This is a genomic window from Streptomyces sp. NPDC029956, assembly GCF_055574655.1.
In genome coordinates, this window is the sequence record NZ_JBVHZJ010000032.1 from 23,620 (window position 1) to 36,180 (window position 12,561).

General features: G+C 71.5%; 9 protein-coding genes and 2 pseudogenes. 4 read left to right on the forward strand and 7 right to left on the reverse strand.

The genetic code is table 11. The features are described from left to right. Nucleotides 1–520: 520 nt before the first annotated feature. A pseudogene (locus ACZ4XX_RS24125) lies at nt 521–1,621 on the reverse strand (SpoIIE family protein phosphatase); the annotation flags it as partial. Nucleotides 1,622–1,843: 222 nt separating this feature from the next. Then, a pseudogene (locus ACZ4XX_RS24130) lies at nt 1,844–2,443 on the reverse strand (ATP-binding cassette domain-containing protein); the annotation flags it as partial. Nucleotides 2,444–3,143: 700 nt separating this feature from the next. Between ACZ4XX_RS24130 and ACZ4XX_RS24135 the strand changes: the two are divergent. Both ACZ4XX_RS24135 and ACZ4XX_RS24140 read left to right on the forward strand, forming a co-directional pair. Further along, nucleotides 3,144–5,213, forward strand: a complete 2,070-nt coding sequence (locus tag ACZ4XX_RS24135; RefSeq protein WP_468509938.1) for an RICIN domain-containing protein — start codon at nt 3,144–3,146, stop codon at nt 5,211–5,213. 180 nt (nt 5,214–5,393) lie between these two features. Next, on the forward strand, nt 5,394–6,017 hold the full coding sequence (locus ACZ4XX_RS24140) for a hypothetical protein (protein WP_468509939.1): 624 nt from the start codon (nt 5,394–5,396) through the stop codon (nt 6,015–6,017). 93 nt (nt 6,018–6,110) lie between these two features. Here the strand turns inward: ACZ4XX_RS24140 and ACZ4XX_RS24145 are convergent, their stop codons facing one another. Next, nucleotides 6,111–7,025 carry an arginase family protein gene (locus ACZ4XX_RS24145; protein ID WP_468509940.1) on the reverse strand — a complete coding sequence of 305 codons (915 nt, stop codon included), beginning with the start codon at nt 7,023–7,025 and terminating at the stop codon, nt 6,111–6,113. Between the two features lie 88 nt (nt 7,026–7,113). On the opposite strand from ACZ4XX_RS24145, the gene ACZ4XX_RS24150 reads away from it, so the two are divergent. Next, complete coding sequence (locus ACZ4XX_RS24150) at nt 7,114–8,097, forward strand: hypothetical protein (RefSeq protein ID WP_468509941.1); 984 nt, start codon at nt 7,114–7,116, stop codon at nt 8,095–8,097. Then, nucleotides 8,094–8,318 carry a hypothetical protein gene (locus tag ACZ4XX_RS24155; RefSeq protein ID WP_468509942.1) on the forward strand — a complete coding sequence of 75 codons (225 nt, stop codon included), beginning with the start codon at nt 8,094–8,096 and terminating at the stop codon, nt 8,316–8,318. The genes ACZ4XX_RS24150 and ACZ4XX_RS24155 overlap by 4 nt, the downstream gene beginning before the upstream one ends. Before the next feature lie 97 nt (nt 8,319–8,415). Here the strand turns inward: ACZ4XX_RS24155 and ACZ4XX_RS24160 are convergent, their stop codons facing one another. From ACZ4XX_RS24160 to ACZ4XX_RS24175, 4 genes are all read right to left on the reverse strand, one after another. After that, nucleotides 8,416–9,201, reverse strand: coding sequence for a tRNA-dependent cyclodipeptide synthase (locus tag ACZ4XX_RS24160; protein ID WP_468509943.1), 786 nt, complete (start codon nt 9,199–9,201; stop codon nt 8,416–8,418). A 384-nt stretch (nt 9,202–9,585) separates the two neighbouring features. Continuing rightward, nucleotides 9,586–10,230 (reverse strand): GAP family protein, encoded by a 645-nt coding sequence (locus ACZ4XX_RS24165; RefSeq protein WP_468509944.1) that lies wholly within the window; start codon nt 10,228–10,230, stop codon nt 9,586–9,588. Nucleotides 10,231–10,839: 609 nt separating this feature from the next. Continuing rightward, nucleotides 10,840–11,001: a hypothetical protein gene (locus tag ACZ4XX_RS24170; RefSeq protein WP_468509945.1), complete on the reverse strand. Its 162-nt coding sequence runs from the start codon at nt 10,999–11,001 to the stop codon at nt 10,840–10,842. A 118-nt stretch (nt 11,002–11,119) separates the two neighbouring features. After that, complete coding sequence (locus ACZ4XX_RS24175; RefSeq protein ID WP_468509946.1) at nt 11,120–12,439, reverse strand: hypothetical protein; 1,320 nt, start codon at nt 12,437–12,439, stop codon at nt 11,120–11,122. Between the last annotated feature and the right edge of the window lie 122 nt (nt 12,440–12,561).

Here is a 12,561-nt window from a genome sequence, read left to right on the forward strand (position 1 = left end):
CCGCCACCGCACTCCTCCGTGCGCCCGAACGCCGGATCGGGCGGCCGTGGTCCGACCGGCGTGCCGTGCCCGACGACGGCTGTACGCAAGCCGGACCGTACTGCGCGCGTTCGTCGGGCTGGACACGGAGTACGTCAGCTGCCGCGATGCGCGTCCTTCCTCGGCCCCGTTCCTCGCCCCGACCCGGACCTGCGCCGCGTGGGCCGGCGTTCCCTGTCCTCCTCCCCACAGGCATACCGAGTAACGGAGTTGTGGCCGGGATGGACGGTGGAGTTCTGGCAGGACGACTGGGAACAGCACGCCGGAGCCGGCGACCGCTTCTCCCCCGCGCTGTTCGTCGCCGAAGAGGGGGCCAGAACCGCCGTGCTCGCCGGGGCCGCGGATCGCCGGGCCATCCGGGGCCGCAATCGCGCCCGGATCACCCCCTGGTGGCCCGACTCGGCTACCGACCCCCGCCGGTTCGCTGCAGCACGTCGCCCGGGCCGGTGGTGGACCAACCGGCGCAACATGCCCGACCTGGTCAGGGCACCTGCTGTTCGGTCCAGATGATCTTCCCGGTCCCGGTGTACCGCGTCCCCCAGCGCTGGGCGATCTGCCCGACCAGGAACAGGCCCCGCCCGCCCTCGTCGGTGTCCGCGGCCAGCCGCAGGCGCGGCGAGGTACTGCTGGCGTCGGCGACCTGACAGATCAGCGTCCGCCCGTACACCAGACGCACGCCGATCGGGCTCCCGCCGTACCGGATCGCATTGGTGACGAGTTCGCTCAGGATCAGCTCCGTACCGAGGACCAGTTCCTCCAGACCCCAGCGGCGCAGCTGGGCCGTGGCAGCGGCCCTGCTGGCGGCCACCGCCGACGGTTCGGGCGGGACGTTCCACTCGGCGATCCTCTCGCGGGGCAACGCGTGGGTACGCGCGACCAGCAGGGCGATGTCGTCGGCGGAATCCGCCGGAAGCATCGCCCTGAGCACGGCCTGGCAGGTCTCCTCCGGGCTGCGCTCGGGGTGGGACAGCGCTGTGCGCAGCCGCTCCAGGCCCACGTCGATGTCGTGGGTCCGCGACTCCACAAGTCCGTCGGTGTAGAGGACCAGTTGGCTGCCCTCGGGAACGTCGAACTCGACCGTGGTGAAAGGCAGCCCGCGCAGTCCCAGCGGCGGTCCGACCGGTGTTTCGGGGATCTCCGTGGTGCCGTCGGGGCTCACCAGCATGGCGGGCAGGTGACCGGCGCGGGCGAGCTGACAGCGGCAGGTGACCGGGTCGTAGACCGCGTAGAGGCAGGTGGCGCCGACGACGGCGTCCTCGCGTCCGCCGGCCGTCTGTTCGTCGTCGATGCGGGCGACGACCTCGTCGAGGTGGGTGAGGAGTTCGTCGGGCGGCAGATCGAGCATGGCGAGGTTGTGCACGGCGGTGCGCAGTCGTCCCATGGTGGCGGCGGCGTGCAGACCGTGTCCGACGACGTCACCGACCACGAGTGCGACGCGGGCGCCGGACAGCGAGATCACGTCGAACCAGTCTCCGCCCACCCCCGAATGTGCGGGAAGGTACCGGTGGGCGGCCTCGACGGCGTCCTGTGCCGGCAGCCCGCGCGGCAGCAGGCTCTGCTGGAGGGTCACCGCGAGCGGATGGCCGCCGCTGATGGCGGCCGCGAGCTGCTCCTGGCTGGTGTACCGGGCTTCGAACTCTCCTCCGTTGCAGCCCAGCCGGAGCACGGTGATGCGATCGGCGACGGCTTGAACGTCGTCGAGGTTGTGGCTGACCATGATCACCGCGTGACCCTGGTCCCGTAGCCGGCGGATCAGTTCGAGCATCCGCGAGGTCTGTTCCACGGTGAGCGTGGCGGTCGGCTCGTCGAGGACGACCAGCTCAGGCCTGCCGAGCAGCGCCCGTGCGATGGCGACCGTTTGCCGCTGGCCCAGGGTGAGCGCCTTCACGGGGGTTCGGATACTGGGAAGGCTGATGGCGAGTCGTTCGAACAGTGCGATGGACCGCTTCTCTATCTCGATCTGCCGCAGAACCCCGAACCTGCGCAGTTCGCGGCCGAGGTAGAGGTTGGAGACCACGTCCAGGCGGTCGACCAGCGACGGGTCCTGGTAGACGGTGGCGATGCCGAGCCCTTGGGCATCGGCAGGCCTGCGCAGATCGACGGGGGCGCCCTGCCACTCGATGCTCCCCCCGTCCGGCGGGACCAGTCCGGAAACCACTTTGACCAGTGTGCTCTTGCCGGCTCCGCTGTCACCCACCAGACCGAGCACCTGCCCCCGGTCCACCTGGAGGTCGACCGAGTCGAGAGCGACGACCCCGCCGAAGTGCTTGGTGATCCCTCGTAGGGACAAGAGCGGCCCCCTGGGCACTCGCCCACCTCCACCCTCTCCGCAGCCATCGGACGGCCCTGGTCCGCCGCCCGACCGGGCGGGCGTTCCGAGGAGCCTGCAGCAAGGGTTGTCCACCCGGGCGTCTGCCCCGCGAAGGGTGGTGACGGGACACGCGAGAACGCCCCGTTCGGCGGCACGTTCTTCCCGACCCGTCCCGCCGTTCCGGCTCGTCCTCGTGTCCTGGCTCGCCCCACCGTCCTGACTCGTCCCGCTGACGCGACTCGCCCCACTGTCCTGACTCGCCGCGCCGTCCTGGAGGTAGACAGCCGGTCAGGTCGGGGTGTTCGCGGAGGCGGCGTGCAGTTCAAGGACGCCGACGGCGCCTCGGTGCCCTCAGGGTGTCGAGGGGGCCGCGCCGGGCCAGGAGCTGGGCAGGATCGAGAACCGAGTGGGCCTGCTGCTCACAGGTGGTGATCGCAGGGATTCACGAGGTGAGAAATTAGATGAATCCTTCACTGAATTAACGTCAATAACCATCCCCGTTTATCTCAATTACATAACGGAGGTGCGAGTAAAGGCCTGGACCAATACCCCTCCGAACACTCAACTCGCTTTCATTCAGCACTACTTGAGAGTTCATCAGAAACGGAAGCGTAGGTAACGTAATGGATTCTTTGGACGCTCTCCCCTTTGTCCGAATTCTTCACCGGGAGGTTCTGACAGGCTTCCGCGCACCCAGTCTTCTGACCAAAGAGTTGAGGTGTGCATGCCTAGACATAGGAAGCCGAAGGAGAGTCAGGCACGCGGGGCGCGGCCCCGCAGACCCTTCATAGGCGTGACTGCCGCGATGGCCATCGCGGCGGTCGTAGCCGGAGGGATCGCCTACGGGGCGGGGCGCGCGGACTCGGAGAGGGCTCCGCTCGCCCGCCTCGAGACCCCCGTCACCGCCATCGCCGACACCGCCGTACCTGCCGCTGCGCCGGCCAGGAGCGTGGAGCCCGAGCCGATCCAGAAGAAGCCGACCAACCAGCCGGCCAAGGGCCTGGTGTACGACGGGCTCAAGGCGGCGCCTGAAGGAGACCGCTGCGCGGGCGTCTACGCCACAGCCACCGGCCTGTGCACCCACGGCCCCGACGCGCCGCCCAAGGGTGTCGACATCAAGAAGGACACCCCACCCGCGGTCAAGTCCGTGCCACCCGCGGCAGATCCCGCCAAGCCGGCCGCGCCGCAGCCCTCGTCCCGTAGGAGCAAGGGGCCCTCGCAGGACACGCCCGCCGCCGACGCGCAGGCCCCGCGCACCACGGCCGCCGCCGCCTCGCCGAGCCCCTCCACCGCTCCGGCCGGCACCGGGACCACCACGGCCGCCGCGGGGCCCGCCGGGCAGACCGTCCAGTGCGACAGCGACGGCAGCACCGGTAACCGGGTCCAGGTCGTGTACGTCCACGGCCCGGGCCGCGACCGGTACTCCGAGTACCTCGCCTCCTTCCGCAAGTGGGCAGCCGACGCCGACCTCATCTACTCGGCGAGCGCCGAGGAGACCGGCGGCGTCCGCCACATCCGGTACGTGACGGCCGCGGACTGCACGCCCACCGTCCTCAACATCGAACTCCCCGACTCCGCAATGGCCGAGTTCAGCGCCACCAACCGCGCGCTCGCCGCCAAGGGCCTCGACCGACGCGACCGCAAGTACATGATCTTCGCCGAGGCGCAGGTGTACTGCGGCATCGGCACCTTCGCCGGGGACGAGCGGCCGGGCCAGACCAACCAGAGCAACTTCGGCCCCTCGTACGGACGTACGGACAGCGGCTGCTGGGGCGGACACACCGCGGCCCACGAACTCGGCCACAACCTGGGCGCGGTCAACAACAGCGCGCCCAACACCAGCCGGGGCGCGCACTGTACGGACGAGTGGGACGTGATGTGCTACTCGGACAGCCCGTACTACCCGAAGATGCGCAACGTCTGCACCAACCGGGCCTCCGAGAACATCCTCGACTGCAACCACGACGACTACTTCCACACCAGCCCGCGGGCCGGCAGCTACCTCGCCACCCACTGGAACATCGCCGACAACCAGTTCCTCATGCGGACCAAGGGCGGCGGCACCGGACCGGACCCGACACCGAACCCCACACCCAGTCCGACGTCCACTCCCAGCCCGACGTCCACCCCCACGCCCACGCCCACCCCGACGCCGACCGGGCCGCGGCCGGGCGCCGGGCCGGACGTGACGGTCGGCCAGATCCAGGCGGACTCCGTCGTGGTGAGCTGGCAGCGGGTCGGCGGAGCGTCCTGGTACCAGGTGATCCTCGACGGCAGGCACCTGACCTGGGTCCAGGGCACCGCGCTCCGGATCTACAACCTGCGGCCGGGCACCTCCCACACCGCCGCCGTCTCCGTCCGCGACGGCCAGGGCCGTGACAGCGGCCCGGGCCGGGCGACGAGCTTCCGTACCGCCGGGACGGGCGGCACCACCACCCCCGGCACCCGCTATCTGCTCTCCAACGGCAGCAGCGGGCTGAGCGCCCAGTTGTGGGGTGGCCGGAGCGCCGACGGCACGGTCCTGGTCGGTGCTCAGAGCAACGGGTACGAGCAGCAGCAGTGGTACTTCGACGACGCGGGCAGTGGTCTGGTACGCGTCCGGTCGGCGGCTTCCGCCAAGTGCCTGCAGCCCGGAGGCACGCCTGCCCCCGGCATGTGGGTGGCCCAGCAGCCCTGTGCCGCCGGCTCCGCTGCCCAGCAGTGGCGGATGACGGTCGTGAACGGCGCGGTCACGCTCACCGACCGGAGCGGGTCCTACGCCCTGACCGTCAGCAGCCGCCCGTACTACGGGTCCTGGCTGCTCGACCTCCAGCGCGCGGACGGACGGCCGGCGCAGACCTGGACGGCCCGCCGGGCCGGCTGAGCCGGCCGAGCCTGCCCGCGGGTCGCATCCACCTCGCACATCGGGCGGGCCGCCTATCGGTGGCCCGCCCTCGCGAACCCCCGCACCTCGCGGGCGCCACCCGCCTCGTCAGACCCAGCCGCACAGGCCCACGCCGCGCCAGCGCACGCCATCTCTCCAACACCGGACCGGAGCACCGCCATGCGTACCGCCACCCGACCCGCACTCGTCCTCACCGCAGCACTGGTCCTCGGCCTCGCGCTGCCGCAGCACGCCGCCGCACACGGCGACAACCTGGAAGTGGTCATCACCGGGCACCGGGACGGCCACGTCCTGACCAAGGTGACCTGGGAGAACGACGGCGACGCCGTCGACGAGCGGGTCGCCGCACTGGTCAGCGCCGTCAGCGCGGACGGCCGTCGTACGGCGGGTCCTTGGACACTCGTCCGCGGCGCCGGACCGACCGACTGGACGACCGCCGAAGCCCTTCCGACCGGCAGCTGGAAGGTCACGGTCGCAGCCGGGCAGCCCGCACTGGGGCACGCCGAGCGGCAGTTGACGGTTGCGGCGGTCCCCTCGTCGCCCGGTGCCTCGTCGGTTCCGGGCGGGGCCGCAGCCACGCCGACCCGCAATCCTCCCGGGAGCCGGGAGACATCACCGGCTCCGGAGGCTTCCCGTTCCCCGTCGACGTCTCGCTCCGCGGCCGAGGATGAGAACGAGCAGACCTGGGGTCCCTGGCTGACCACGGTCGGGCTCGCCGTCGCCTCACTCGCCGGAGCCGCCGCCGGGATCTGGATACGACGCAGGCGCGGAGGGCGCCGCTGACGGCGGACGGGGTCGGACCCGAGGGCGACGGTGAAGACGAGCAGGAGAGGGCTCCAGAGCGCTGGACGGCCACAACGCCGGACGGCCAGAACGCTAGACCGACGGGCGCTGGACCGGCGGGCCCTCGACCGCCAGGCCCCGCCGCAGGCAGTCGGTCAGGCGGCCGGCGATCGTCCCGTCGGGATCGAGCCGCGGGTTGAAGATCGTGACGTCGAACCCGACGGCACGCTCATGGCCCAGGGCCGTCCCCAGCACGTCCTCCAGTTCGGCCCAGCTCAGCCCGCCGGGCTGCCGGTAGTCGACGGCGGGCATGATCGCGTCGTCCAGGACGTCGACGTCGAGGTGGACCCAGTACCCGTCCCGCTCGGCGATCCGGCTGACGGCGCCGCGCGCGGCGGCGCCCGCCCCGGCCGCGCGGACGTCGTCGAGGGCAAGGGCGTACACCTCCGGCGGGAGTGGCCGGCTCCCCGCCGCGGCGGACTCGTCGGAGTCCCTGAACCCGAACGCGACGACGTCCTCGTCCCGCACCAGCGGCCCCCGGCCCTCCAGGTCGGCGAGCCGTCGGGGGCCGCGCCCGGTGGCCAGGGCGAGTTCCATCGACGCGACCTCGCCGGTTGGCTCAGCGTCTGGCTGGTAGAAGTCCGTGTGTCCGTCGAGAAACAGCAGCCCGTACCGCCCCCTGCGCCGCAGAGCGAGCAGGTTCCCGAGCAGAATGCTGCAGTCACCGCCCAGCACGACCGGACGGCGCCCGGAGTCGAGCACCTCGCCGACGACGTCCGCCAGCTCCGCCGAGTACCGCGCGATGCCCTCCGGGTTGAGCACCCCGGTCTCGACGTCCCGCACCGGGTCGTACGCGGGCGGTTCGACCCGCGCGACCCGCGCCATTCCGCCGAGCACCGCCTCCGGCAGCTCCTGGACCCCGGACGGCCGCAACCCGAGCGCGGACGGCGCCTCGACGACGGCGAGGCCACGCTCGCCGGGCGGCGTGGACAGCGCGGGCAGCCTCATACGTCCATGGTGTCCCCGTCGGGCGGACCGTGCGCGCGGGCGTGGAATCCGCCTGCTCAGCCCGTTGCCGGAGCAGTAGCATCCCCGGATGCGAAGGATAGAGGCCCTGATACCGCGGGCCGGATGCGACGACACCGCCGGCCTCTGGGAGGTCGACGCTGAGGAACTCGCCCGCTACGTGGCGGACCCCGGGCACCCGTGGTGGCGCCGCAGGCCGTGCGTGATCGCGCTGACCGGCCGGGTCCCCGAGCGGCACGTCCCCGGGCTGATCGCGCGTATCCAGGACCCCCGGGACACCCCCGAGGTACGCCGGGCCCTCCTCGACCTGCTGGCCGACCGCACGGAACTGCTGCCCTGGCTGCGGCACGAGGGCCGCGCGTCCGACACCTCGCACGACATGGGCGCGGCCTGCCTGAAGGCGCGGGGCCTGCTCGGCGACCGCTCGGCCGCGCGCGAACTGGCGACCCTCGCCGCCTCGCCGCGGCGAAGAGACCGCGACGCGGGCGCTGCCGGTCTGGACGGGCTCGTGGACCGGTACGGAGCGGAGGCGATCCTGGCGGAACTCGGCGAGGAACGCCCCGAGGACCGGGAGTTCCGCGTCTGGATGCGGTACCGCGCCGACGAGGACGTGACCTACGCGCTCGCGGACCCGGACCGGCGGGTGGCGTACGTCGCGCAGTCGCTCGCGACCGACGCGGACCGTCTGCGCGCCTACCTCGACGAGGCGCCGACGACGGAGGCAAAGGTCTGGGCGACGTACGCGCTGTACGGCCTCACCGAGGACAGGGCCGAGGTCCGGGCGCTCTACGAACGCCTGGGCCGCCCCCGGGTCGAGGTCGAGGGCCTGGACGAGGAGCTGCGCGGTGCGCTCGTGCACGAGTACGGTCCCGTCTGTGAACGCCTCAGCGACCCGCGGTGGCGGATCGAGGCCGTCTGCGCCGAGCCGCCCGCCCCGACGTGGATGAGCAGCTCCGCCGGGCGACGGCCGCCCTCACGGCGGCCGGACTGGAGCCGAAGCCCCCGGTCTCCTGCGGTGAGGACAACCAGCAGGGGGATGGGACGTACCACGTGATCGAGGTGGGTGGGGACCGGCTGCTGATCAGCACCCTCGGCCCGTTCGCGACCGCCGAGGAGGACGCTCCCGACGCCGCCTGGCGTGCCCTCGAATCTGCGGGCTTCCGCTGGATCGACGGGGAGACGGGCGCGATCCGCCTCACGGACCTCCGTGTCTACTACTTCGGCGGACGGAACTCCCTCACGGTCGACGCGCTGCTCTTCTACTGGCAGGACTAGAGCGTCCACTGCCAGGACTGGAGCGCGAGCCCCGGCCTGTCCGGCAGCGGATGCCGCATCGCCGTTCCACAGGAACTCGCGGGCCGTACGGGCTGCGCTACCGGCCGCGGACGCGGAGGGAGACGAGCGTCAGGTCGCGGAGTTCTTCGGGGGCTTGGGCATGGTGCCCGGCGGCGATCTCGGCGAGGGTGCTGAACTGCCCGGGGTAGACCATGACCGGCAGATCGCGGCGGGTGAGGCAGCAGAAGACAGCGAACTCCTCCAGGAAGTAGGCGCTGGAGGTGTCGACGCGTCGACGGAGTTCCCCGTCATCCACTGCGGCGGACTGCTTGGCGTGATAAGCGCGGCCGAAGGCCTCCACCGAGGCGCGGAAGGCGTCGTCCTTGGCGAACAGGGTGCGCAGCTCGTGGTGGAACTCGGCGTACTCGACGGTCTCCTGGACCTCGCGGCACGTGACGAGGGTGAACTCGGTCGTCGCCCGGTGGGCGTCCAGGGCCGGCTGCTGGTCCTGGACGAACTGCCGGCCCAGGTCGAGGGCGTGCGCGAGGGCCCGGTCGGGGGCCATGCCTCGGGTCGAGGCGAGAGTGAGGCGGTGGATGCTGTCGCCGATCAGCACGGTGCAGCGGCTGTAGCGGCGCGAGACCCACGTGAGCATGGCTTCGAACCTGGCGGGGCTGAAGCTGCTGTTGTCCAGGCTGACGCCGAGGAAGCACGCCTCGTGCTCGTCGAGAGTGTCGCGGTGGGCGACAGGGGAGACGGATTCGACGGTGGCCCGGTAGCTGGTCCGGCGTCTTCCCTCCGGGGGCGCGGACGAGCGGGAGGGGGCGGGGAGAAGGGAGGGATGGTCCACGGTGGTCTTCCACTTGAAGGGATCGCCTGGCACGGGTAGTCGCCCTGTTTGACGGCACCCGATGCAGAAACGTTGCTTCAAACTCGGGACGGCGGGCCGCCCAGTCCGCCAGAGCCGGCAACGCCGAGACGCTGACGATCGACAACCCGCCGTCCGGCCGGGTCTGCTTCAGCCTCGCCGCCGCGCAGGACTTCAGTGGTGTGAGTCTCTCCACGCAGTCCAGGTGAACCGGTTCGCCGGGACCGGCCTGGCCGGACTCACGGACTCACCCGGTCGGCCCCGGCAAACGGGGAACGACGTGCAGCGGGAAGGGGAAGCGCCGTGCAGCGGGGAAGGGGGAACACCCCACGCCGCACGTACACCGCAGGCACGCCCCACGCACGCCGGGTACCTCGTTTGCCGCCGCGGTCGTACGGGTCAGGCGACCAGCTCGTAGATGCTCCGGCCCATCACCCACAGGCCGACGAGCAGGGAGAGCGTGACGATCAGCTGCTCCTGGTGCTGCTCCAGCCAGCTCCGCAGAGCGTTCAGCCGGGCCTGCGCGGCCTCGGGCGCCCAGACCGCGTACATCTCCATCACGATGAGACTCAGCGTGGCGAGCAGGCAGTAGCCGCTCAGGGCGAGCCAGTCGTCGAGGGTGGAGAGGTCCGCGTCGACGGCGGTCGCGGCGCCCACGCCGACCAGCCCCCACGGCTGCAGCAGCCAGGCGAGGGCGGCCGCGGTAACCAGGGAAGCGTCGTCGATCCGGGCGGCCCAGCGTGGCGGGCCGTGCGGAGGCCGCGGTCGGCGGTGCCGGTGCGCGCCGTACAGCACCAGTCCCACCCCGATGACGAGTTTCGCAACGATCGCGACAGTCGAGGGCGCGCTGTTGTGCGCGGGAGGCTGGCCACCGGTCAGCAGCACCACACAGGCGATCACCGCGACGAGATTGGCCAGCCACGACAAGAGAAACGCCAGCCCCTTGCGGAAACCGCGCCGCGAGGAGAGCAGGAGGATGAAGGCGCTGTTGTGCAGGGGCCCCAGGCTGATGGCCGTACCGATCACAATCAGGTCGAGGACCATCGAATCAGCCGCTCCCGGACGTGAGGGGGGTGTGCCGGTGGACGGGCGGGCCGACCGGCAGAGTCGGGCGACACCGGTGTGGATGGCCCATCCCGACTCTGCAGGCGCCGGAGGGACCGGTCAAGCAGGCCACGCCCGCACGTCACCCGCGTTCGCCCGGGTACCGCGCCTGTCTCCCGACGTAGAGCTGCGAGACCCCTGCCGTGGAGGGGGCGGGCGCCGACGTCGTCGGGCCGGACGGCGGCACCCGGGGATCAGCGGAGAACCTCCCGACCAGGGCGCTGGCCGGGAGGCCGCGGCATACGCTGCTCGCGCGCCGCTCGGCCCGCGTCGCGCATCCTGCGGCCTTCGGCAAGCAGGGAGGGATTCTGCAGAGCCTTGCCGTCGGACTCCTTCATCAGTCCACGGACCTGCATGTACGTGGCTTTCACGACGCCCATCGGTTACTGCCTTCCCGGCTCGGTGCCTGGGGCGGGGCTCGCCCTCAGGGGTTCACCAATTGACTGTTTTGTACGGTCTGCCCGTGTTGTGGCGGCGGAAACGTGCGGTGGGCGACCGTCCGAGGCGCCGGCACTGACGTGATCCGGACTTCTCGTGGGGAGCGAAGGCTCACAGGAGTCCTGGGGCGGTTCGGCGTGACCATGAGGACAGGCTCGTCCACGTCGAGTGGGCGGGCTCGGCGGGCTCGGCGGGCTCGGCGGGCTGGGCGGGCTCGGCGGGCTCGGCGGGCTCGGCGGGCTCGGCCAGGATGACGTCGCCAGCGAGGAGCATCGTCTCCGGACCGTACGCGAGGACGCGGGCCGAGGAGCGGCCGACCGGATCGCCCGGTGGGCCGGTACACCTCCACTGAGCAGACGCGTGATCCGCCGGACACGTCATTGATGGAACGTCAGAGATGGTTCACCGTGGCCGCGCTGTCCGACCAGATCCAGTTCACGGGCGCGTACACCTTCTTCAGCGCGGTGCGCTCGCGCCCGTAGCTCCTCAGCGCGGCCTCCACCGTCTCCGCCAGGTCGTCCAGGTCCTGCGGCACCGGCACCCGCAGCAGCAGGTTCTGCTTACGGTGCGCGAGGAGCAGCTCCCCCGCGGGTGTGCACTCCAGCAGGGCGAAGTGGACGAGGGGCTTGAACGGCTTCTCCGTAGTGGGCATCCGGACGCGCAGCACCCCGTCTGCGCTCCACGCGTACAAGCCGTAGCGGTTGAGATGGAAGGCGCGGGCGCGGTACGGGTCGGCGACGACGGTGAAGTCGAAGCCGGTGAATGGGCTGTCCTCACGCAGGTGCAAGCCCCCCAGCCGGCCATGCAGCACCCCGCGGTCGTCGACGAGGGCGAAGCTGAACTGCTGGCCCCGGTTGGACGAACGGAAGGTCTTCCCGAAGACCGGGACGACGAACAGGTCGTCACCGAGCGCTGCCGGGCGGCTCATCTTGGAGTCGAGGTAGCCGTAGAGGTCGCCGCTGGTGCCGGTGAGCTCCGACAGGGCCTCGGTCAGCGAAGGCGATGGCCGGTTGCCGCGACCCACCGGCTCGTCGCCGTACCGCACGTGCGCGTACGAGTCGGCGTCGGTCTGGGAGTCCGTGCGCGCGTCCAGGGTCGCGATGGCACGCAGCACGGGCTTGCGGTCCGGGCCGAGGACCGTGCCGGGTTCGGAGACGGCGACGATGTTGGGGTGGGCCCCGGCCCAGTTGCTGAGCCCGTACTCGGAGGTCATGCACAGCAGCCGGCCTGCGGGGGTGACGGAGATCGACGCGGCGAACGGGTCGACCCCGGGGCCCTGCCTGTTCTCCCAGCCCCAGGGCATCGGCCAGGAGGCGAGGACCTCATCCAGGTCCGGGGACAGGACGTGAGTGCTGCCGGGCCTGGAGCTGACGGCGACCGCCCCGTCAGGGAGGACGGCCAGGGTCGTCTCGATGCCCTCCGGTATGGCTGACGGGCCACCGCCCGGCACGGCCTGTCCGAACACGGCGGTGGCGTTGGGCTTTCCGTCGGAACCGTGGCGGGTGATGAGCTGGTAGCCGAAGTCCTGCTCGGCGGGGTCGGAAGAGTCGGCTGCATGCCCGCGGTAGCGGCGCAGACCGGTCAGCACATAGGTGTCGCCGGTCGCCGTCGCCACCGCGTGGTCGGCCCTGAACCCCCAGTCGCCGGCTTCGAGGTCGAGACGGTGGGCATCCAGCAAGGACGCGGGCACGGTGAGGGGCAGCAGTGGCATACAGGCATCCTCTCCCCCGCCACTGACAGCTCCCGAACGTCGCCTGCCGGTGAGCGGCGCACAGAGCAGGTTGCGCCGCTCCTTCTTCCCGTCGGGAGTCAGGGCGGTCCGGTCGGCGGCGC

Excerpts from the sequence above, each read along its gene's own strand:
- ACZ4XX_RS24145 (WP_468509940.1), bottom strand. The coding sequence starts at position 7,025 with ATGAGGCTGCCCGCGCTGTCCACGCCGCCCGGCGAGCGTGGCCTCGCC.
- ACZ4XX_RS24175 (WP_468509946.1), bottom strand. The coding sequence starts at position 12,439 with ATGCCACTGCTGCCCCTCACCGTGCCCGCGTCCTTGCTGGATGCCCAC.
- ACZ4XX_RS24140 (WP_468509939.1), top strand. The coding sequence starts at position 5,394 with ATGCGTACCGCCACCCGACCCGCACTCGTCCTCACCGCAGCACTGGTC.
- ACZ4XX_RS24165 (WP_468509944.1), bottom strand. The coding sequence starts at position 10,230 with ATGGTCCTCGACCTGATTGTGATCGGTACGGCCATCAGCCTGGGGCCC.
- ACZ4XX_RS24170 (WP_468509945.1), bottom strand. The coding sequence starts at position 11,001 with ATGCTCCTCGCTGGCGACGTCATCCTGGCCGAGCCCGCCGAGCCCGCC.
- ACZ4XX_RS24150 (WP_468509941.1), top strand. The coding sequence starts at position 7,114 with ATGCGAAGGATAGAGGCCCTGATACCGCGGGCCGGATGCGACGACACC.